The sequence below is a fragment of the Marinobacter sp. S0848L genome (assembly GCF_023016065.1).
Taxonomy (GTDB): domain Bacteria; phylum Pseudomonadota; class Gammaproteobacteria; order Pseudomonadales; family Oleiphilaceae; genus Marinobacter.
The window spans coordinates 28806-51492 of sequence record NZ_JALKAQ010000008.1 but is presented as its reverse complement, the minus strand read 5'-3'; the positions used below and the strand labels follow the sequence as shown (position 1 = coordinate 51492).

19 protein-coding genes and 1 tRNA gene are annotated in these 22687 nt (G+C 54.4%); 6 read left to right on the top strand and 14 right to left on the bottom strand.

Annotated features, from left to right (window positions below; genetic code table 11):
- Nucleotides 1–65: 65 nt before the first annotated feature.
- From MWU64_RS11005 to MWU64_RS10985, 5 genes are all read right to left on the bottom strand, one after another.
- Entirely contained in the window at nt 66–770 is a 705-nt protein-coding gene (locus MWU64_RS11005) for a rhomboid family intramembrane serine protease (protein WP_247064480.1), read from the bottom strand.
- Complete coding sequence (locus MWU64_RS11000) at nt 767–1780, bottom strand: metallophosphoesterase (protein WP_247064356.1); 1014 nt, start codon at nt 1778–1780, stop codon at nt 767–769. The genes MWU64_RS11005 and MWU64_RS11000 overlap by 4 nt, the downstream gene beginning before the upstream one ends.
- A gap of 2 nt (nt 1781–1782) precedes the next feature.
- A complete protein-coding gene (locus MWU64_RS10995) occupies nt 1783–2667 on the bottom strand; it encodes an NAD(+) kinase (RefSeq protein ID WP_247064354.1) in 885 nt (294 codons plus the stop codon).
- A gap of 113 nt (nt 2668–2780) precedes the next feature.
- Complete coding sequence (locus MWU64_RS10990; protein WP_247064352.1) at nt 2781–4001, bottom strand: DNA repair protein; 1221 nt, start codon at nt 3999–4001, stop codon at nt 2781–2783.
- Between the two features lie 133 nt (nt 4002–4134).
- On the bottom strand, nt 4135–6198 hold the full coding sequence (locus MWU64_RS10985; protein WP_247064350.1) for an NADPH-dependent 2,4-dienoyl-CoA reductase: 2064 nt from the start codon (nt 6196–6198) through the stop codon (nt 4135–4137).
- 147 nt (nt 6199–6345) lie between these two features.
- On the opposite strand from MWU64_RS10985, the gene MWU64_RS10980 reads away from it, so the two are divergent.
- On the top strand, nt 6346–7389 hold the full coding sequence (locus tag MWU64_RS10980) for an AraC family transcriptional regulator (protein WP_247064348.1): 1044 nt from the start codon (nt 6346–6348) through the stop codon (nt 7387–7389).
- Between the two features lie 29 nt (nt 7390–7418).
- Here MWU64_RS10980 and MWU64_RS10975 read toward each other — a convergent pair.
- Nucleotides 7419–7495, bottom strand: a tRNA-Asp gene (locus MWU64_RS10975).
- A gap of 118 nt (nt 7496–7613) precedes the next feature.
- Nucleotides 7614–8645: an AraC family transcriptional regulator gene (locus MWU64_RS10970; protein WP_247064346.1), complete on the bottom strand. Its 1032-nt coding sequence runs from the start codon at nt 8643–8645 to the stop codon at nt 7614–7616.
- Between the two features lie 252 nt (nt 8646–8897).
- On the opposite strand from MWU64_RS10970, the gene MWU64_RS10965 reads away from it, so the two are divergent.
- Nucleotides 8898–9776, top strand: a complete 879-nt coding sequence (locus tag MWU64_RS10965) for a MaoC/PaaZ C-terminal domain-containing protein (protein ID WP_247064344.1) — start codon at nt 8898–8900, stop codon at nt 9774–9776.
- Nucleotides 9777–9823: 47 nt separating this feature from the next.
- On the opposite strand, the gene MWU64_RS10960 is transcribed toward MWU64_RS10965, so the two are convergent.
- The 7 genes from MWU64_RS10960 to MWU64_RS10930 all read right to left on the bottom strand — a co-directional run bounded on the left by MWU64_RS10960 (nt 9824) and on the right by MWU64_RS10930 (nt 17919).
- On the bottom strand, nt 9824–11389 hold the full coding sequence (locus MWU64_RS10960) for a response regulator (RefSeq protein WP_247064342.1): 1566 nt from the start codon (nt 11387–11389) through the stop codon (nt 9824–9826).
- 52 nt (nt 11390–11441) lie between these two features.
- Nucleotides 11442–12062, bottom strand: coding sequence for a response regulator FixJ (fixJ, locus tag MWU64_RS10955; RefSeq protein WP_133006082.1), 621 nt, complete (start codon nt 12060–12062; stop codon nt 11442–11444).
- Between the two features lie 38 nt (nt 12063–12100).
- A complete protein-coding gene (locus tag MWU64_RS10950; protein WP_247064340.1) occupies nt 12101–14509 on the bottom strand; it encodes an ATP-binding protein in 2409 nt (802 codons plus the stop codon).
- Between the two features lie 104 nt (nt 14510–14613).
- A complete protein-coding gene (locus MWU64_RS10945) occupies nt 14614–15075 on the bottom strand; it encodes a flavodoxin family protein (protein WP_247064338.1) in 462 nt (153 codons plus the stop codon).
- Between the two features lie 22 nt (nt 15076–15097).
- Complete coding sequence (gene recA, locus MWU64_RS10940) at nt 15098–16144, bottom strand: recombinase RecA (protein ID WP_247064336.1); 1047 nt, start codon at nt 16142–16144, stop codon at nt 15098–15100.
- 165 nt (nt 16145–16309) lie between these two features.
- Nucleotides 16310–16810, bottom strand: a complete 501-nt coding sequence (locus MWU64_RS10935) for a nicotinamide-nucleotide amidohydrolase family protein (protein WP_247064334.1) — start codon at nt 16808–16810, stop codon at nt 16310–16312.
- Nucleotides 16811–16824: 14 nt separating this feature from the next.
- Nucleotides 16825–17919, bottom strand: coding sequence for an FAD-dependent oxidoreductase (locus MWU64_RS10930; protein ID WP_247064332.1), 1095 nt, complete (start codon nt 17917–17919; stop codon nt 16825–16827).
- A gap of 130 nt (nt 17920–18049) precedes the next feature.
- On the opposite strand from MWU64_RS10930, the gene MWU64_RS10925 reads away from it, so the two are divergent.
- The 4 genes from MWU64_RS10925 (at nt 18050) to fdxA (ending at nt 22604) form a co-directional block, all read left to right on the top strand.
- On the top strand, nt 18050–18748 hold the full coding sequence (locus MWU64_RS10925) for a TIGR04283 family arsenosugar biosynthesis glycosyltransferase (protein ID WP_247064330.1): 699 nt from the start codon (nt 18050–18052) through the stop codon (nt 18746–18748).
- Nucleotides 18745–19374 (top strand): TIGR04282 family arsenosugar biosynthesis glycosyltransferase, encoded by a 630-nt coding sequence (locus MWU64_RS10920; RefSeq protein ID WP_247064328.1) that lies wholly within the window; start codon nt 18745–18747, stop codon nt 19372–19374. Before MWU64_RS10925 ends, MWU64_RS10920 begins: the two co-directional genes overlap by 4 nt.
- Nucleotides 19375–19476: 102 nt before the next feature.
- Nucleotides 19477–22119 (top strand): DNA mismatch repair protein MutS, encoded by a 2643-nt coding sequence (mutS, locus tag MWU64_RS10915; RefSeq protein WP_247064325.1) that lies wholly within the window; start codon nt 19477–19479, stop codon nt 22117–22119.
- Nucleotides 22120–22280: 161 nt separating this feature from the next.
- A complete protein-coding gene (gene fdxA / locus MWU64_RS10910; RefSeq protein ID WP_247064478.1) occupies nt 22281–22604 on the top strand; it encodes a ferredoxin FdxA in 324 nt (107 codons plus the stop codon).
- The last annotated feature ends 83 nt before the right edge of the window (nt 22605–22687 follow it).

The following is a 22687-nucleotide window of genomic DNA, read 5'->3' as shown; positions in this document are numbered from 1 at the left end:
AAACCAAATGACACTGGTCGTTTCATTTGGTCTCTCTCATCAGGAGCTATTAGCTCTTTTCAGCCTCACCTTTGGGTGGGGCTTTTTTTATGGGGAGGCATAACCAGCGCCATGCCAAGCCCTCCGAGAAAACCGCCCAGGTGCGCTTCGTTCGCCATTCGGCCCAACCCAACCCATTCGGGTATGGGTGTAAAGCCAATGACCATCCATATGAGCGCGAACGTCACCAACGCCGGCGGAAACTGAAAACGGGGTCGCCGCTGCTGACTCAACCAGCAATAACCCAACACGCCATAAACCACACCAGACAAACCACCAAATAACGGCCCGGATACCAAGTACTGAAGCACATTGGATGCAAGGCTGGTGACAACAAATAAAGCAACCAGACGCGCCCGACCGTCGATCCACTCAATCTGACTGCCCAGAAACCAAAGCATCACCGCATTAAAGATCAGATGGGTCCAACTGAAATGCAGGAAATCCGGCGTGATCAAGCGCCAGACTTCGCCCGCCGCCAAGGTTGCCAACAGCGCGTCTAGCCGGCCCGACAGTGTATCGAATACATGCCAAGGCACTATTCGGGGATCTACCGCCGTCAGTTTAACGGCCAGCGCATTCTGGCCCATGCCTGTCAGCCAAACCATAATCAGGGCCAGAACAAGCACCGCTACTACCAAGGGGGCGTGCTTAGGCCCCGGCTGCCAACGGCCATCCGGGGTCACAGGGGAAGAGTTCGGGTTATTCAAACTTACCTCGCAGGGGGTTATCGAGCGACACTGTCTTCACTGATGGGATAATCGGTTTGGTCAGGACGACTGACATCCACCCAAACAAATTTGTCTTTCGACAAGACTTTTTCATCGTCCATCCGGTACGCCACCATTCTTCCGTACTTCACGGCGCTGTAATCAATGCAGGCGACGTTGTGCTTCAGAGGCGCAGGCTCACTGTCCATCCAGTAATGCCCAACAAAAACCGGCGGTGCATCTTGTGGGTAGGTGATCAACTGGGCCCGCTCCTCTGGCGTCAGCTCCATTGCAGCCACTTCAGGTGGCAATGGGTCTGGCTGAAACACCACATCGGCGTAGGTTCGAGGGTTATCAGCCCAGAACTTGGTGCGGAAAAACTCTCGGGTATAGCCGTCACGCCCCGTGATTTTCACGCCTTCGGGCAAGCGAAGATCTGTTCCCCGCAGCAAGGTGTCCATAACCTGACCTGCAAACGACTCAATCGCGGCAGAAGCATGCAGGAAATCTTCATCAATGCACGCACCGCCCTGGCTCTGCCGGAACTGATCAATCAGCGATTGATCCCAGCAGGCGTGAACGGCACGAAACCCCTCTTCTTCAATAAACAGCGGGATGGTGTAAAACCATTCCAGAAACTCATTCCATTCGTGGGGATAAGCGTCGAATTGCTCAAGCGTTTCCTTGATCAACCGGTCATGTCGCGGGTTGTGTTCCCGCAGAAATTGCTTGCCGCTCCCGGGGCGCGCGCGCGTGCAGTAACCCAGCGCATTGTACTCATGATTCCCCATCACGATACGCGCCGAGCCTCGCTCGACCATATCCCGAACCAAATGCAAGGACTCGCGAATTCTGGGGCCCCGGTCGATGATGTCGCCGATAAATATCGCTTGTCGGCGTGCATGCTGATACACACCATTGTGCTTGCGATACCCCATTTGCTCCAGCAATTGCTCTAGCGTGTTGGCACACCCGTGCACGTCACCAATAATGTCGTAGCCGCGCCTTGCAACTTCGTTTGCTCTCACCATGATCAACTCGCTGCTATCTCGCTTGCCCACCCTAGCTTGTCACGGCAGGTGGCGTAGAAATTATGATCGGTCGGGTGGATAAGACGGATCTTGAATGGCTTTTTGGTGATCCGAATAATATCGCCGGGAGCACACGAAATGTTCATCTGGCCATCAAAGCTCACTTGCGGATAGGTTTCATTGGTTTCCCCGATCACCAATTTGATCTCGCTTTTGCCATCGACCACAATCGGGCGGCTGCTCAAGGTGTGCGGAAACATCGGAACCAGTACCACAGCATCCAGCTTGGGATGCATGATCGGACCACCGGCAGACAACGAATAAGCCGTGGACCCCGTTGGTGTTGCAACGATTAAACCGTCTGAACGCTGGCTATAGACAAAATGGCCATCAATATACAAATCAAAACCGATCATCCGGGTCGATTTACCGGGATGAAGCACCACATCGTTCAGTGCCGACCCGAATCCCAGCGGCTGGCCGTTACGTTCAACGTACCCGTCGAGCAGGAAGCGCGATTCTTCCATGTAGTCGCCGGCCAGAACCTGCGCCAGACGCTCCTCAAGATCCACCGGCGAAATATCGGTAAGAAAGCCCAGGCGACCTCGGTTCACACCGAGAATAGGCACTTTGGATTTTGCCAATTCCCGGGCCGCCCCCAACAAACTGCCGTCACCGCCAACCACGATGACCAGATCACAGATTTCTCCCAGCAGTTTTTTACTGGCGACCTGAAGACTGTGGCCCGGAATCATGGTGGCCGTATCTTCTTCGATAATGACCTGATAGTTATTGGCCGTCAGGTATTGCTTGAGCTGGCGCAGCGACTCAACCACTTTCACGCTGCCCATGCGACCGATGATGCCGATATTCCTGAATTGATCCATGAAGTATCCCGTGGTGCCTATATGAGACAGGCGCAGCAACTTGCCGCCCTGATCTTTTACGAAGTTAGGGACAGTTTAACGAAACTGGCGCAGATACTAAAAAAAGTTCGATATCAGGGCTTGTGAGCGTCACAACGATCGTCAGTTCCTGCCCTGAATTCTGCCGGCTGGGTTACTCGCACTATAGGTTGAGCACACCGACCTCCCGATTCGGTTGTTCCCACGCAGAGCGGGCTCTCATAGTGTTCCAGCCATTCTTTATAGGCCGATTCGCTCATACCACAACGTTCAGCGGCGTACGCCAACGGATTCTTGAAGTATTCACCAATATCAGTCGTTGGCAGGGTGATATGCCCCACGCCGTGATGGTAAGCCACCAGAAACACCGAATGATCGTGGAGCTTTTCGAGCAACGAATCCTCTAGCGGCTTGCGGTTCTTCAGCTCGTCGTTTTCGTGCTCCAGAACATCGATAATCTCATCGCGCAACTGTAATTCGCGCTCCTTGCGTTCTAGCTGTTCCCGCAACAGCACCCGTTCGGCGTTGGTTTTGTCGCTAGATCCGGTTTCTGTCGCTGCCATACTTTGCTGCATAGACAAGTACTGCTCATTGCGCTCCGACAACCGCTGTTTCAGTTGCTCATTGGTATGTCGCATGCGCTCGTGTTGCTGCTCAAGTTCTGCCAACTCCGTCCGGAGCGTCTGCATCTCAAGGCGATGCTCACGCTGCAGGTCTCCCAGCACGTCCCGATGCACACTTTGAAGGGTTTTAATGCGCAATCGATGCTCGCGAAGCAATTGCGCGATGCGGGCCCGCTCTTGGGACTCATCGCCTTGTTCTTCAGCGGGGGTATTCAGAATTGGAATGTCTTGTTCGGCGGTTTCCACTTTCTGAAAGCGCAACGTATTCGCCTGAACCGACTTACGAATTGCGTGAAAATGGCTGTTTCCCGGCGTCATATCCGGGTCCCACAGATGATCTTTGATCCCACGGTCTGGGGTCTGGCTTCGGCACACCAGGCGGATCGCCCCACCGCCCAGATCCGGCCCTTTCGAACCTTGATCTGCCAGCGCTTCAATGGGCAGGTTCCAGCGTCGGTCAGCCTGCCCTTCCTCATCAAACCAAATCTTAAAGAAGACCAGAGCCGCGACGGTCAGGTCCGGGTTCAGGTTGACCAGGACCGCGCGCACATCAGTTTCAGCAAGATCTGAAAGGCCGACGTAACCATCCAGAAACGCGCCGAACTCCGACAAACGCATCTGGCGCGACACTTCTACTCCATCCATGAAAAAAACTGCCGAGTGCGGCTCGGCAGTTTGGCTGGATATAACCATTAACCTTCTCCGTGCTTCGGGAACTCGATTACAAGGCGCTTTGGAACGCGCCAAGACTCCAAATTGAGCGGTCTGCTATACAGTCTAGCCAGACCTATCCCGAAACACAGAGAAAAACTGCAACGTTTTGTGATCAGATCTCAGCAGCCAGACGGCTACCCTGATCAATTGCCCGCTTCGCATCCAGCTCAGCCGCCACATCGGCGCCACCAATGAGATGCACAGGCAACCCGGCAGCTTCCAACCCCGCCTGCAGTTCGCGAAGCGGGTCCTGGCCGGCACAGATAATCACCGTATCCACCGGCAACAGCTTATCTTCTCCCTGCTCCGCGCCCTTCGGGGTTACCGTGATGTGCAAGCCTTCGTCGTCGATCTTACGATAGCTCACACCCGGGATCATTTGCACATCCCGATTCTTCAGTGACGTGCGGTGAATCCAGCCAGTGGTCTTACCGAGGTTTTTACCTACCTTGGAAACCTTCCGCTGTAACAGGTAAACCTCTCGGGCAGGTGCAGGCACTACAGGCTCGACACCTTTGATGCCGCCACGGTGCTCGGCCGTCAGATCAACACCCCACTCTTTCATGAAGTGATCGGTGTTCAATGAAGGTGATTCGCCTTCGTGCACAATAAACTCGGATACGTCGAAGCCAATACCGCCAGCACCAATCACGGCAACCTTCTGACCGACCGGCTTACGCTTAAGGATGGCATCCAGATAGCCGATCACTTTCGGGTGATCGATACCTTCGATTTCGGGCGTGCGCGGCTTAACACCGGTCGCCAGAATCACCTCATCAAACCCACCTGCTTTCAGATCTGCTTCGGTAACGCGAGTATTCAAACGCACATCAACGCCGTGTTTATCGAGCATGACACGGAAGTAGCGAAGGGTTTCGTAAAACTCTTCTTTACCCGGTATCAGCTTGGCCACGTTAAACTGGCCGCCAATTTCGCTGGCATCATCAAACACGGTTACCTTATGGCCGCGCTCTGCCGCCACGGTGGCAAACGCAAGCCCGGCGGGACCAGCACCGACCACTGCAATCGACTTAGGCTTGTTGGTTGGCACGTAAACCAGCTTGGTTTCGTTACAGGCCCTGGGGTTAACTAGGCACGATGTCTCTTTGCCACTGAAGGTGTGATCCAGACAAGCCTGGTTACAGCCGATGCAGGTGTTGATTTCTTCCGCGCGATCTTCAGCGGCCTTGAGCACCAGCTCGGCATCCGCCAAAAATGGACGCGCCATAGACACCATGTCGGCATCGCCTTCCGCCAAAACCTTCTCAGCCACGTCGGGCATATTGATGCGGTTGGTGGTGACCAGAGGAATACTCACTTCACTCTTCATCCGCGCTGTGACCTTAGAGAAGGCCGCTCGCGGAACTGAGGTGGCGATCGTGGGTACACGCGCCTCGTGCCAACCGATACCTGTGTTAATGATGGTTGCACCGGCTTTTTCAATTTCTTTAGCCAGATGCACAACCTCTTCCCAGGTGCTGCCGTCTTCAATCAGATCAAGCATCGACAAGCGGTAGATGATGATAAAATTCTCACCCACCCGCTCCCGAACACGGCGCACAATTTCGATCGGCAACCGAATGCGGTTCTCGTAGCTTCCACCCCACCGATCCGTTCGGTGATTGGTGTGCGAAACAATGAACTGGTTAATGAAATAACCTTCCGAGCCCATGATCTCAACGCCATCATAGCCGGCTCGCTGAGCCAGGGCCGCACAGGTTGCGTAATCTTCGATCTGCTTCTGAATACCCTCTTCATCAAGCTCTTTGGGCTTGAATGGGTTAATAGGCGCCTGAATGGCCGAGGGTGCTACCAGAGACGGGGAATACGCGTAGCGGCCGGCATGGAGAATCTGCATACAGATCTTGCCGTCCGCCTCATGTACAGCCTGCGTAATCACTTTATGTGAGTCAGACTCTTCTTCGTTCGTCATTTTTGCGGCGTGCTGGAAAACGGCACCTTCGGCGTTTGGCCCAATACCACCCGTCACAATAAGCCCGACACCGCCGCGTGCGCGCTCGGCATAGAAAGTAGCAAGGCGTTCGATACCTTCCTGCGACTCTTCCAGACCCGTGTGCATCGAACCCATCAGGGCACGATTACGTAAGGTGGTAAAGCCGAGATCCAAAGGCTCCAGAAGGTGTGGATACTTGCTCACGCCGGGGCTTGCAGTCATCGATGTACTCCTCATCATCATAATTGGTCAGGACGGGGAAACGCTCCCTCCCCTGTTGTTATGACGCTACATTACCCAGCATGCTCAGTAGCAACAATATCCAGCAACAACATTTGATTATCTTTAAATAACACGCATAATCTCTCTATGACACCCAAACGCCCCAAAACCACGAACGCTTTAGGCGATATCAGCCTTCTCTACGTTTCTGTATTGCTGCGCGCCATTGAAGCGGAAGGCGGCAAAACCGAAAAACTCCAAACCCAATTTCATCTCGGCGATTCAGCGCTCGCGTCGCCGGAGTCTCGCATCAGTATCCCGCGCTACATGCGACTGGGCCATGCGGGCATCACACTAACGGGCAATCCCGCACTTGGGCTGAGAATGGGCGCTCTGACTCGTCCGGCAGACGCCGGGTTGGCGGGATTCGCCGCCGAAACCGCCCCGTCGATTGGCCAGGCCCTTTCAACACTTATCCGGTACTCCCTGCTCACCAGCCAGAATTCCCGAGGCGAACCAACGGTAGACAAAACCGCACGACTGGCGCGCTTTCATTCGATCTCTCCCTACAACCAATACAACTATTTTGTCGTGGACTCGATTCTGGCGGCTTGGGTACAACTCGTGCGGCATATGACCGGTCGCTATGATGTGCTTGAGCGCGTTTGCATAGAATATCCATCGATTGGCCTGGACGAGCTGTTTGAAAGCTGGTTCCGCTGCCCGGTCGAATTCGGTGCTACGGAAAACTCAATCCAGCTCAAGGAAAGCGTATGGCGCCAGACACCCACACAATCACACGACGCCATGCACAGCAAGCTGACGAACTGGTGCGAAGAAGAATTAAGAGAGATACAGCAAGGCTGGAGTGTTGGCGATCGCGTTCAGCGACTGATGACGCCACTGCTTAGAGGTGAGACTCCAACGCTGGAGACGATCGCGGCCAAGCTCGGGACAACGCCTTGGACGTTACAACGACAACTGAATTCAGAAGGAACCGGTTTCAGGCAGCTTTTGGATGAAACCAGAAAACAACTAGCGAAGGACTATCTTAAGGAAACCAACTCGTCGCTCTCTGAAATCGCCTGGTTATTGGGCTTTGCAAACCCGCCGGCTTTTCATAAAGCATATCAACGCTGGTACGGCATTAGCCCGGGAGAGAGTCGAAAGATTATTCGAAAAGAAAGATGAGATAAAACGAACTAAAAGAGAGGTAAAAATGGCGGAGCGGACGGGACTCGAACCCGCGACCCCCGGCGTGACAGGCCGGTATTCTAACCAACTGAACTACCGCTCCGCGCGGGCTGCCTTTGCAATCCGTTGATTGCTTGCTGACAACGAGGCGGAATTATATAGACCTCCGCCCCTATGTCAACGCTTTCTCAAAACTTTTTTCATTTTTTTGGCTTTGGCTATTAAGCAGTCACCTCGGTGACATCTTTGCTCTGAGCCGTCTTGCGGTATTCGATGGGCGTCATGTTGGACCAACGCTTAAATGCCCGATAAAACGTGCTGGGCTCAGAGAAGCCCGTCAAATACACAATCTCATCGATTGACTCGTCGGTAGTCGCCAACAATTGCCTGGCCAATCGGTAGCGAAAATCCGCCAAAACCTGATTAAAGCTCGTCTCGGCCTCGGTCAGTCGTGTCCGAAGGGTGCGGGCTTTAATGTCCAGACGCTCAGCAACCGAATCCAGAGTGACTTCTCCGCTATCCAACAACTCGGCAACAATGCGCTCGACCGATCCGACAATGTCTTTCTTCTCAAGCCTTGCAACCTGTTCACTAGCGAAGCGCTCATGCAGCGCCAGCAGTTCCGGCTCTGCATGTGGTGATGAATAGGACAGAACCTCGACAGGGAAATACAGTCGGTTTTCCTCGACACCAAACACTACATCACAACCGAGCACTTCTTTAACGTGTTCAATGCCTTGTTCACGGTCATGCTCAAATTCAACACGGGACGGATAAAACCGGTCACCCGTAATGGATTTGAAAAAGGTGATCAACCCCTGCACAAAGCATTCGTTAAAATGCTTGAGCCGACGAACTTCCTCGGATGCCGCATCCAACACCATGCACGCTTCATCGCCTTCGATATAGAACGCTGTGTTGGCAGCATCGCTCAGCAATCGCTGATAGTTTTGAGCCCGGCGAAGACCATCGCCGAAGGTGGGGCTGCTTAAAAACAAATACTCCAGGACTTGCCCTTTGTAGGGCGGCAATACGGCCCCCAAATGCAAACCGATGTCCGGGTCGCCCGATTCGACTTCTACCGCCTGCCAGAAATAGAGCTGCGCACTATGGGGCGTTCGAAGCTGCTCGGTGTATACATAACTTTCATCTACACCCAAGCGACTAAAAACAGCGTCGGTATCAATACCTTTTTTTTTCATCGCTTCGTAGATCAAGCGCAACATCACACCAGCATCACGTAATTCCTGCATAGTTTCCCTTGTATCCCGCGTTTTTATAATTAACAGCGATCGCTTTGGCCCGCTGGACAACGCCCGAGGCTTGCTTGGTCAATGCCCGTTGCAACGGGGTTTGACAGACTTCCTGGCAGCCTCGACTGTGGCCATCCACTAGTATCATATCAGGCCATAGAAGCACAGTTGTACTAAACCGCGAATAAACTTCAACAATACAACTAACTTTTATAACTTACCGGCGACGACCCGGCAACGGAGACAGCATTCATGCCCGACTCGATCATTTACCGAAACACGACGCCCAGCCTGCTCCCGTTATTTGGACGAGCCTTGCTTCCCAAACAACAAAAACCGAGTGACAACACACGCATTCCAGAACTACAGGCTGAAGTGGTCGGCATCGCTACAGACACAGACACGCTGCCCAGCTATCGCAAAGTTTGCGGTTTCAAAGCCGGATCAGAACTACCCCCAACCTGGCCTCATGTCTTGGCATTTCCACTGCATCTGAAATTACTAACCGACCCTCAGTTCCCTCTTCCTTTGCTGGGACTGGTACACATCCGCAACAGCATCACACAGTACCGACCGGTTTTAACCGGAGAAAACCTGGATATTCGCGTAACGCTGAGCAATCAGCAACGAACCGACAAGGGCATTGAGTTTGATTTGGTGACGGAAGCACGTTCTGCCGGCACGCTGATCTGGGAAGAAACCAGCACAAACCTGTTCCGCATGGCAGCACCTAAAACCTCCGGGACTAAAGCAAAAAACGCTCGCAACAAACTGGAGACACTGACGTACACCGATTTGATCACCGCCCCGGAAAATATCGGCAGACAATACGCCAAGGTAGCGGGAGACCGAAATCCCATCCACCTCTACACACTGACCGCAAAAGCTTTCGGATTTCCCAGAGCAATCGCTCACGGCATGTGGAGCAAGGCCCATGCACTGGCAAAACTTCAGCAGCGAGAAGATTGGGCAAGCGGCGCATTCACCATCACCTGCGCCTTCAAAACACCGCTACTGCTACCGGGCACGGCCCAGCTAAACTGGCAGGAAGGGAGTGATGGCTGGGATTATCAGGTACTAAACGAGAAAGGCACAGCACCGCATCTGAGCGGACGTGTAGACTGGCTCTAGGCGAGCCAGTCCGAAGGCAGGACTGCCTGAACAATCAGGCAGTGAGGTTACTCGGCAGTGCAGGCGTCTGTGCCTGCACCCGCAACCGGAAGCGTGAAGTAGAAGCAAGCTCCGGCACCATCAGGTCGCTCGTAGCCGATTTCTCCACCTTGAGCCTGAATCAGGGAGCGGCACGTGGCCAGACCAATTCCCATGCCGTCTTCTTTGGTGGTGAAGAACGGATGAAAGAGTTTTTCTTCCGCTTCTTCAGCAACACCTACACCGTGGTCCCGCACCTGCACGCGCACGCATTTCTCGCTACATTGACGAGCCGTTACCTCGACGGGCGCGGAAGAACCGGCCGCTCGGGTCGCCTCAAGCGCATTGCGAATGAAGTTCAGAGCCACCTGTTGCACCTGTACCGGGTCCGCGACCACATCCGGCAAGCCGTCTTCGATAACCACCTCAATCCCGCCTTCATTGTTGCGCATATCCACTTCCGCAAACTGGCGAGTATCATCAAGCAGCGTGGATACCGCTACGATCTCTTTGCCGGTCGCCGGTTTTTTCATGAACCGGCGAATACGACGAATGATTTCACTGGCACGGTGGGACTGCGCTTCAATTTTTTCCATGGTTTCGTGCAGCAGGGAGAGGTCGGGGTTTTCTTTCGCCATAACCCGGCCAGACACTCGCGCGTAATTGGCAATCGCCGTCAAAGGCTGATTAACCTCATGAGCAAATCCGGCCGCCATCTCACCCATCGTGGTCAATCGCGAGGTGTGGGCCAATTGGTCCCGCTGCTCCTGCACCAGTGCCCGGGCTTCTTCCAAGGCTCGTTCGTTGTTGAGTTCTGCGGTGATATCCCGAAATACCACGACCGCCCCGTGCAGCTCATCGTTATCCAGCTTCGGAGTTGCTCGATACTCTGCCGGGAAAGCCTCGCCATCAACACGCTTTAACTGAATGTCCCGCTGATGCTCGGCGACCCCCTGCCGACAGGTTCCCATCACCGGCAGGCAGACATCACTGTCAGATGCCGTCGCAAAATGCAGCTCAAAAAAATTCTTTCCGATAAGGTCTTCAACGGGAGAGTTCACGATCATCGCAGCGGCCTGGTTCGCAAACTCAATCACGCCATTTTCATCAAGGCCGTAGATGCCCTCACTGATGGAATTAAGAATGCGGGCCTGATCACTGACCAACTCACGGTTGCGAGCCTGCAACTCCCTCTCAAGACGAATAACTTTGGCGTGGGTATCTACGCGGGCAATCACTTCCTGAGACTGGAACGGTTTGGAAATGTAATCGGCGCCGCCCAGCGAAAACCCCTTCACTTTGGAGGCCAGATCATCAAGCGCTGACAGGAAAACCACGGCACAATCAGAGGTGACCGGATCGTTTTTGAGGCGCTCACACACCTCGTAACCATCCATCTCCGGCATCATGATATCCAGCAAAATAACTTCAGGGCGATGACGGTGGGCGAGATCCAGAGCTTTTGCGCCTTCGTTGGCAATCAGCAATCGATACCCTTTGTCTTTCAGGGTCTCGTATAGAACCTTCAGGTTCTGCGGATTATCATCCACCAACAGAACCGTCACCTCTGAGTTTTCACTGGCAATTGCAGTCATAGTCAACCTAATCGGTTATAAAGATTCTGGCATGATGACCATACCAGCCCGATCAGTCGATAAGGTCCTTTACGGACAGCACCATACGCACCAGGTGTGCGAGGGAATGCGTGCCCATCTTGTGCATCACCCGTGAACGATGGATTTCAACCGTTCGCTGGCTGATCTCCAGCTCAATGGCGATCACTTTGTTTGCCTGGCCGGCGATCATCCGGTCCATGATTTCCGTTTCACGCGGAGTCAGGCTTTTCACACGGCGCACGATTTCCATACGCTCGCCCAACGTCTTACGCTGCTCTCGGTCCTGCTCAAGGGCCGCCTCAATCTTTTCCAGCAACGCTTCTTCCCGGTAGGGCTTCTGAATGAAGTCCACCGCACCCTCTTTCATGGCGTCAACGGCCATTGGAACGTCGCCGTGGCCGGTCACGAAGATGATCGGCAAGATGGAATGCTTTTCGTTGAGTTTCTTCTGCAACTCCATGCCGTCCATACCGGGCATCCGGATGTCCAGCACGATGCAGCCTGCCATCTCTTCCGAATAGTCTTTCAGGAAAGCGCCTGCATTTTCGTAGGTTTTCACCGGCTTGCTGTCAGACTTCAGCAACAACGCCAACGAATCACGGACGGCTTCGTCGTCCTCTACTACGTACACAGTCTGCGGGGTATCAGTCATGAAGGTTCACTCTCCTGTCCGTTTTGTTATAGGCCCAATCAGTGAATGGAAGGATCTTTTTGATCGTCCCGAGCGTGCTCCTGGCGCTCATGTTCACGCATTTTTTCTAATCTTTGCTGGATAATGCCAAAAACGCTCTGCTTAGGGTACCTGCCTTTGCTGTCAGCCTTGCCTGCAGGCTTACCCAACAACAGTGTAATCGCCTCTTCTACGCGGGCAACCGGATACACCGAAAACTTTCCTGCTTTAGCAGCCTGCAGCACTTCGCTATCCAGCATCAGGTTCTGAACATTGGTATGCGGGATAATGACTCCCTGGCTCCCGGTCAAACCGCTTTTCAGCTGGCATGTGGTATAGAAGCCTTCGATTTTCTCGTTTACACCACCAATCGGCTGCACCTCTCCAAACTGGTTGACCGAGCCGGTAATCGCCAAATCCTGACGTACAGGCACATCCGACAAGGTGGAGATCAGTGCCACCAACTCTGCCAACGAGGCGCTGTCACCGTCCACTTCGCCATAGTTCTGCTCGAAGGTCAGACTGGCAGACAAGTGCATGGGATCATTCATGGCAAAGTGCGAGGCCAGCCATGAACTGAGAATCATCACACCTTTGGAGTGAATGTTTCCGCCCAGTTTTACATCGCGCTCGATGTCGATGATTTCGCCGTCACCGTAGTAACAAGAAGCCGTGACCCGATTGGACAATCCAAATTCAAACCCACCCGTCGATAACACAGACAAGGCGTTCACCTGCCCCACACACGTACCGGTGGTGCTTACCAGCGTTGTCCCGTCCCGAATGGAATCGTAAAAATGGTCACGAATTCGGCTGTCTCGATAGCGAGCACTTTCGAGTGCGCGAGTCACGTGCACATCGCTGATCAAGCGAGCGCCCGCCTGCCGCGCCCAGAAGTCGGACTCTCTAAGCAGATTGGCAATATCAGCAGCATGCAACGATAGCCGGTCTTGGTGTTCAGCTCTGCGCGCACTGTATTCTATGATCCGAGCCACCGCTTTCGCGTTGCAGTGCAGCAGTTTCTTCTCAACCACCAGGCTGGCAATAAACTTAGCATACTGCACCTGACTGTCGACGGTGCGATACATCTCGTTTTCAAAGTCGGCAGTCACCCGGAACAGCTCTGCAAATTCCGGGTCGTATTCCTGCAGCAACATCCAGGTTTCCCGATCCCCGAAAAGCACAATTTTCACATCGAGCGGAACCGCTTCCGGCTCCACCGAGATGGTGCCGGACAGGGTTAATTCCCGCTCCAAGGAATTGATTTCAATGGCATGTGAGCGCAGAGCGCGCTTCAACGCGTCCCAAACAAACGGCTGCTCCAGCACCTTTTCGGCGTCCATTAACAGATACCCGCCGTTGGCACGGTGCAAGCTACCCGGGCGAATCAGCGAAAAATCCGTGAACACTGTTCCCTTGTACGTGACGTTCTCCACGTAACCGAACAAGCTGTGATAAGTCGGGTTCTCTTCTACCACCACAGGCACTTCGTTGTTGCTTTGATGAACCAGCAAGTTGATCAGGTACCGACGGGGCGCCTTTCTGTCCAGCGAAGCATAGGCCATCGCTGCCTGTTCCTCACCGTCTTCCAGAAAAATATCGAGATTTTCAGCCAGGTCTTTACGCACAGCTTTCAGGTAGGTGACCACATCGGAATGCTTTTCGTATTTGGCTTCTAATTCATCAAACTGATGGCCAGATATCCCTTCAAGGGTTTCCTGGTTTAGCGCCTGCTGCTTTTCAGCGTACTCCAATTCCCAGTCGGCCAGTTTGCGAAGTGCCTGCCGGAGCTTTTTCTCCAGCTTGTTAATGACTTCTTCAAACTTATCCCGCTGAGCGTCGGTCAATTCTTTAAAACTTTCGGGTGTATGGGGATGATCCCCATTCATGGCAACCAGCCGATACCCGCCCGGAGTTGTGACAGTCAGACTGACCTTTTTACGTCGTGCTTGCGCAGCAACCTTTTCCAGTTCGTCTTCCTGCATTTTGACGTAGTCGTTTTTCAGGTTTTCAGCTCTTTCCAGAAAACCATCACCTTCAAACGTCTGGGGGATCATTTTGACCAAACGGGACATCAGTTTATCCATGTCCTGTTTCAGCTGATTCCCCATACCGGCCGGCAACTTAAGCAGTTTCGGATTTCTGGGTTCGTCAAAATTGGCGACATAGCACCAGTCATGTATCTGCTGCTTGGAATCGGTGTGGTGCTCAAGGTAGCGCAGCATCATCGTGCGCTTGCCCAACCCATTTCGGCCAACGGCGTACACGTTGTAGCCTCCGTGAGGCATGGCCAGCGCAAAACGAACCGCTTCTTCAGCTCGATTTTGGCCTACGATTTCGGCCAGAGGTTCCAATTGCCGGGTGGTTTTAAATGGCAGGTCTTTCAGAACACAGGCTTTGTACAACTGTTGCAGCGGCAATGACTTCAAGTTTGGTACCCGTCGAGGTCGATTTCAAATGGTAAAAACAACCTTGCATTGTAGTGCTTGCGCTGCTGACTGTCGCCTATCACTTCCAGTTTTAACGAATTGAATTAAACCAAACCCGCATCCAGACTGGCTGCAACGTACATGCCCAACTCTTCACACTGCTCGACAAATTCTTCTTTAAACTCGCCGCGACAGGTCAGAGGCTCGTTAACCAGCTTCCAACGTAATCCGGTGGTAATACTTTCAATCGCCCGGCGGGTGCCCGTGCCATCGTGACCGGCGCGAATGTAAAAAGCGAAAGGGAGACCTTGTGTCTCTTCAAGACAGGGGTAATAGCTTCGGTCAAAGAAGTCTTTGAGGGCCCCCGACATATAGCCGAGGTTTTCAGTAGTACCGAGGATGATGGCATCACAAGCCAGTACATCCTCGGGGCCGGCTTCCAGCGGTGCTTTTACAACCACGTCTACCGCTTCAATATCCGGATGGCGGGCGCCGTTTTCAACGGCTTCCCGCAATCGCAAAGTATTTGGAGATGGGGCATGGGCTACAATGAGCAGACGCTTCATATCTCACCTCCTGATACTGAAATTAAAGCAATTCGCCGTTTGCCTCAGCCGGTGCGGCTTCTGCCTCTTCCTTTTTAACCGGCTTTGGCATCAGCTTGTCACGAACCTTGGCTTCGATTTCCTGGGCCACGTCCAAATGCTCTTCAAGATACTTACACGCATTTGCTTTGCCTTGGCCGATCTTGTCACCGTTGTAGGCGTACCATGCACCGGCCTTATCAACAAAACCCTCTTTCACGCCCATGTCGAGCACTTCAGCCATGTGGTAGATGCCCTTACCGTACATGATCTGGAATTCAGCCTGCCTGAACGGCGGAGATACCTTGTTCTTAACAACCTTAACGCGGGTTTCGTTACCCACCACTTCGTCGCCGTCTTTGACCGCACCGATACGGCGAATATCCAGACGCACAGACGAGTAGAACTTCAGTGCGTTACCGCCGGTGGTGGTTTCGGGGCTGCCGAACATCACACCGATTTTCATACGGATCTGGTTGATGAACACCATCAGGCAATTCGCATGCTTGACGTTACCGGTCAGCTTACGCAGCGCCTGAGACATCAAACGAGCCTGAAGGCCAACGTGGCTGTCACCCATCTCGCCTTCAATTTCAGCCTTTGGTGTCAAAGCCGCTACCGAGTCAACGATGATCACATCAATGGCGTTGGAGCGCACCAGCATATCGGCAATTTCCAGCGCCTGCTCACCGGTATCCGGCTGGGACACCAGCAGGTCGTCTACGTTAACGCCCAGTTTTTCTGCATAGACCGGGTCAAGCGCGTGCTCGGCATCGATAAACGCACAGGTTTTACCCTGCTTCTGAGCTTCCGCAATAACCTGCAGGGTCAAGGTGGTTTTACCAGAGCTTTCAGGACCGTAGATCTCAACAATCCGGCCGTAAGGCAAACCGCCTATACCCAATGCGACATCCAGTCCCAAAGAGCCGGTAGATACCGCAGGAATGGCTTCACGGGGCTGGTCGCCCATTTTCATCACGGCACCTTTGCCGAACTGGCGCTCAATCTGGCCAAGCGCTGCGCTGAGTGCTTTCTTGCGGTTATCTTCCATTATTGCCCCACCTTGTTTACCTGAACGGCCGACTCTGAAAAGTTTGTGGTCAGCTCCGATATTCGAAAGGAAACACTGGAGGCCATCCAGTGTTTTTCCTGTATATTTGAACAGTATTAAAACATAAGCGTTGGCAGAGACCAACCCCCGCCCAAGCGAAAAACATCACAGCGTTCGCAGAAACTCTGTAACCCCCTGCAGGACATACAAAACTGCTTGTCTGCGCACCTGGTCACGGTCGCCATCAAAACACTCCACACGGGTTTCTGTGCTTCGGCCCTGAGCACCCCATGCAAACCACACCGTGCCAACGGGCTTTTCGGCGCTACCGCCCCCGGGGCCGGCAACACCACTTATCGCCACAGCCACATCGGCACCGGCCGCGCTCAAAGCCCCGGCAACCATCTGGCGAACCACCGGCTCGCTCACTGCACCATGCGTTGCTATAACTGAGGACTCTACGCCCAAAATCGCCTGTTTGGCATCATTGCTGTACGTCACCAGCCCTGCCAGCAGATACGCCGACGAGCCCGGCCTATCGGTCAAAACCTTGGCGACCCAGCCGCCCGTGCAACTCTCGGCGGTGGCCATTGTCCGGCCTTGTTTTTCCAGTAGGGCTGCCAATTCGCTGCCTGCCTGCTCAAGCGCCTGATCGGATGCCTGCATCGCTCAATCTCCTGTCAAAAGCCTTCCACAAACCCACGATCAATTTTATCTTTCAACCGCCAGACCCACCTTCCGGAGAACGCGAGCGGGCCGTAGCACCCTATGGCGGATCGGTCGCCACAGGAAATAAGGTACAACGTATAAGGCCGCGGTTGAAAGGTTGCGAATTCGCCGGCATTCGTAGCGGCTCGTAAATTGGCCGCCAACGCCGGTGCGGCTCGAATTGCGTGCACTCCAGAGCGATTTAACGCTCGGTCCGATCGACTACACACATCCCCCACGGCAAACACCTCGGGATGGGACAGGCTTTGCTGGTGTTCATTCACCAACACAAACCCTTCGGCATCCACCGCCAGGCCACTCGATTTCAAAAACGGGAAGGCTTCTGAGCCCGTAACCGCAACAACCAGATCCGGGCGCATACTCGCACCGTCAGTCAGGGTCAGGAGCGGGCCGACAGCTTCCGCGCGCTGCTCAATAACATGCACACCTAACCGTTTCAGTTTCCGGCGGGCCAACTTCCGTATGCAAGGGCGAAACCCCGGCAAAAGCCCTTGATGACCGGTAATCAAACTTACTTCAATCGGCGCGCTAGCGCCGGTCCGGCCGGCATACGCAAAAGCCATCGCCAGCTCGGCACCGGCGGCGCCACCGCCAACCAACGCACAATGCAGCACCTCCGAAGCTGGCCGCTCCTGAACCCGCGACCAGCGTTCGTGAAACTGCTCCAACGGTTTAATACTTAGCAGTGAACCTGTGTATCCCCGCAGACTCGTAACGCTAGTTTGCGCGCCAATGTCGATCGAAAGCCAGTTGTAATCCACTAACTCGCCGCCCGCTAGCCGAACCTGCTTCTCGTCCGCTCGTATTTCCTCTACGGTGTCCAACACAATGTCAGCACCAGCCGCCAACGCCAGGGCTTCAGCATCAATTCGGCATTGATCAATGGAGTAATGCCCGGCAACCCAGCCGGGAATCATGCCCGAGTAATATTGCCATGTGGATGGAGTAACCAACACCAGCTCCACATCCGTCAGAGGTTCACGCAACCACTGCTTCAAAACAACCAAGTGCGCGTGGCCCGCTCCCATCAAAACCAATCGTTTCATCGCACCTCCAAGGACTGCCAGCAACACACCACAAACAAAGGTATTCTCAAGTGCGACTCCATCTGGTTAGATAAAAGGGCTATCGCTTAAGAGCCACAAACCCAAACATGTTTCGGAGCGCTAAATTTACGTGTCACACCCTTCCCGGGTTCAACCTGAGTTGTCCATCATCGTACCAGTGCTGAACGAGGCAGACGCAATAACGGGCCAATTGACGCATTTGGATCATTGGCGGCAACGAGGAGCCGAAGTGGTCATTGTCGATGGCGGCAGTACCGATCAAACCGCCGAGATAGCGCGCCGTGCTGATTTTAACGTCATAACCTCTGCCGCCGGTCGCGCGCTCCAGATGAACGCCGGAGCGCGCGCCTGCCATTCACAACACCTGTTGTTTTTGCACGCCGACACCAGGCTTCCCGAGAATGCGGATCAGGTTCTGGCTCGCACATTTAACACTGGTTCTCCAGTATGGGGACGCTTTGACGTGATAATACAGGGGAGCTCCAGAATGCTACCGGTTGTCGCCACTCTCATGAACTGGCGCTCGAGACTTAGCGGCATTGCTACCGGCGACCAGGCGTTGTTCATGACCCGAGGGCTATTCGACAAAACCGGTGGCTTTCCCGAGCAACCCTTGATGGAAGACATCGAGATCAGCAAACGTTTGAAAAAGCTCTGCCGTCCGGTTTGCTTGCGAGAAAAAGTCATCACCTCCGGCCGGCGCTGGGATGCCCGAGGCAGCTGGCCAACCATCATACTGATGTGGCAACTTCGGTGGGCCTATTGGCGGGGTGTTCCCGTACAGAAATTAGCAGAGCGTTACCGATGAAACCTGTCCGAATCATCATAATGGCGAAAGAACCCCGGCCCGGCCACGCCAAAACCCGACTGATTCCGGCTTTGGGGGAGCATGCTGCAGCGGCTCTGGCAGACCGCCTGTTTAAGCACGCGCTGCAACACGCCTTGGCCGCCAAACTGGGGCCGGTTGAACTGCACATTACCCCAGACCCGAACGCTCGATACTGGCAGGATCTACCCGGTATCGAACAGTGCGAGCTATACTCACAGGTGGCCGGCGACTTGGGGAGCCGCATGGCTGCCGCGGTACGAAGCAGTCTTGACCAAGACGCAGCTGTACTCATAATCGGCACCGACTGCCCGGACCTGACTGCCGGGAAGCTCAGAGCCATGGCGCAATCGCTGCAAACCCACGACAGCTGTTTGTGTCCGGTTAACGACGGTGGCTACGCTCTGATCGGCTTGCAACGGTTTTCCACGACTCTGTTTACCGATATCCCCTGGAGTACAGACCACGTTGCACGGATCACCAGGGACAGAATCAAAGCCCTAGGCTGGACATGCCACGAAAGCGAATATTTGAATGATGTAGACGAACAAACCGATCTTCCCCACCTCGAACAAAATTACCCCGAGCTGTTTTCGTCGAACAGCTAAACGACGTTTAACCGGAATCACCGAGAAAGGATCTTCGAGCCCACAGCGGCTCGTGATAACATCCCACCCTTTTACACGATTGCCCCTAGTTACCGAGGACATATGACGGCATCCGCGAAGAACCCGGCCAAGCAGGAATCTCCCAAGCACACTCCAATGATGCAGCAGTACCTCAAAATCAAAGGTGAACATCCTAACGAGATGGTGTTCTACCGTATGGGGGACTTTTACGAGCTGTTTTATGACGATGCCAAGAAAGCCGCCGAGCTTTTGGACATCACACTGACCGCGCGAGGCCAATCCGGCGGCAACCCCATCCCGATGGCGGGTGTCCCGTTCCACGCTGCGGAAGGCTACATAGCACGCATGGTCCGTGCCGGACAATCCATTGCCATTGCCGAACAAATTGGTGACCCGGCCACCAGCAAAGGTCCGGTTGAGCGAAAGGTCGTCCGCATTGTCACCCCGGGCACCCTCAGCGATGAAGCCTTTCTGGAAGATCGCAGAGACAACCTGCTGGCAGCCATCTTCAGCCACAAAGAGCAGTTCGGATTTGCTTCACTGGATATTTCCAGCGGCCGGTTTGCCGTATCCGAGCTTGATAACCTTGAAGCGCTGCAAGGCGAGCTTCAGCGCCTGCGCCCGGCAGAAATCCTGATCAGCGAAGATTTCCCCTACGGCGAGATCCTTGAAAGCTTCACCGGCGTGCGTCGACAAGGCCCGTGGCTGTTCGAAATGGACACGGCGCATCGTATTATCACCCAGCAATTGCAGGTAAAAGATCTGACCGGCTTTGGCTGCGAAGACCTGCATTTGGCCATCTGCGCCGCGGGCTGCCTATTGCAGTACGCGCGCGAAACTCAGCGCACAGCCCTGCCCCACATCCGTAAACTAACCCGAGAGCGCCGGGAGGAAGCGGTGATTCTGGATGCGGCCAGCCGCCGTAATCTGGAGATCGACACCAACCTGATGGGCGGCCACCAGTACACCCTCGCGTGGGTGATGGACCGCACCGCCACCCCCATGGGTGCACGGGAACTGCGCCGCTGGCTGAACCGCCCCTTGCGTGATATTCATGTAGTCCGCCAGCGCCAACAAGCCGTCGCCGCGTTGCTGGACGGCTTCCATTACGAACCGATTCACGATCTGCTCAAACGTGTCGGCGATATTGAACGCATTCTCGCCCGGGTTGCCTTGCGGTCTGCCCGCCCCCGGGACCTGGCGCGCCTTCGCGATGCCTTCCAGGCCCTGCCCGACCTTCAGGAAACCCTGAAATCCGTGCAATCGGAGCATGTTGCGCATCTTGCGAACACCGTCAGCGAGTACCCTGAGCTGGCGTACCTGCTTGAACACTCCATCATTGAGAACCCGCCCGTGGTGATTCGTGATGGCGGTGTGATTCGTGAAGGTTTTGATGCCGAACTGGACGAACTGCGCAACATCAGCGAAAACGCGGGACAGTATCTGCTCGATGTAGAAACCCGGGAACGCGAACGCACCGGCATCAGCACCTTGAAAGTGGGGTACAACCGAGTACATGGCTACTACATCGAAATCAGCCGAGCCCAGTCTGATCAAGCTCCGGCAGATTATATCCGCCGCCAGACTCTGAAAAACGCCGAGCGCTTTATCACGCCCGAACTGAAAGAATTCGAAGACAAAGCGCTAAGCGCCAAGAGCCGTGCCCTGGCCCGGGAAAAAGGCCTGTACGACGAGGTGCTGGAAACCGTTGCCGAACAGCTGGCCCCTTTACAAGATGCAGCCCAGGCGCTGGCCGAACTGGATGTGCTGAGTAATTTTGCCGAACGCGCCACCAGCCTTCGCTTCACCGCACCGGAGTTCACCGACGAGCCGGGCTTTACCGTCGAAGAAGGTCGTCACCCGGTGGTCGAACAACTGCTAGATGAACCGTTCGTCCCGAACAATCTTCTGATCGACGACAAGCGCCGCATGCTGGTGATCACCGGCCCAAACATGGGTGGTAAATCGACTTACATGCGCCAAGCCGCGCTCATTGCGCTGCTTGCCTACACCGGCAGTTTCGTGCCCGCTGACCGCGCGGTACTGGGCCCGGTTGACCGAATCTTTACCCGCATGGGCTCATCGGATGACATCGCCGGAGGCCGCTCGACCTTCATGGTAGAGATGACCGAAACCGCCAACATCCTGCACAACGCGACCGAGCACAGCCTGGTGTTGATGGACGAAGTGGGCCGAGGCACCAGTACCTTTGATGGTTTGTCACTGGCCTGGGCTACCGCCGAGCATCTGGCCAAAGACATTCGGTGCTACACCCTGTTTGCGACCCATTACTTTGAGCTGACACAGCTAGCCGAAAATTTGGAACACGCGGTTAACGTGCACCTGACCGCTACCGAGCATGATGACAGCATCGTGTTTCTGCACAATGTCCACGATGGCCCGGCAAACCAGAGTTACGGCCTTCAGGTTGCACAATTGGCGGGTGTACCTCAAGGCGTTATTCAACACGCCAAAGCACAACTAGCGCATCTGGAAGGCAGTGCCGGCCCGGCGGCCGAGGTTCCAAAATCCGAGCCCGCACCGGCCCAGGCCCCAGTGACCGCGCCAAGCAACGATGATCACAGTGCATTCCAGGGCGACATGTTCGCCAGCATGGGGCCCAGTGACGTCGAACGCGCGTTGCAAAAGCTGGATGTTGATGATTTAAGCCCGAGAGACGCACTCAATCAGCTGTACGAACTTAAAGCGTTGTTGCGAAATTAGCAGAAATAAACGGTAACTTGACCCAAGTAATAAGGTTATAGCGCTCTGAGGCTTGCGGCTGGCAAGGGCGCTCCCTACAATATCGCGCATAAATTAAGAATGGGGCCGATTTTTCCGAGCTCCTGATGAGACTGTTTGTTCTACGAACCAGGGATCTGACTATGGCGTTTATCGTTACTGATAACTGCATCAAGTGCAAATACACCGACTGCGTAGAAGTCTGTCCGGTAGACTGCTTCTATGAAGGCCCCAACTTTCTGGTTATCGACCCGGACGAGTGCATTGATTGTGCTCTGTGCGAACCAGAATGCCCGGCAGAAGCCATCTTCTCGGAAGACGAGCTACCTGCTGGCCAGGAAGCATTCATAGAGATCAACGCCGATCTCGCGGGTACTTGGCCGAACATCACGGAAAAGAAAGACCCGCTGCCAGATGCAGAAGAATGGGACGGCAAGCCAGACAAGCTCCAGTATCTGGAGCGCTGATTGCAGCCGATGCCGAAAACGAAAAGGCCGGAAGAGAAACATCTTCCGGCCTTTTTTGTGATGTGTGACCCGTCCTGAAAGAC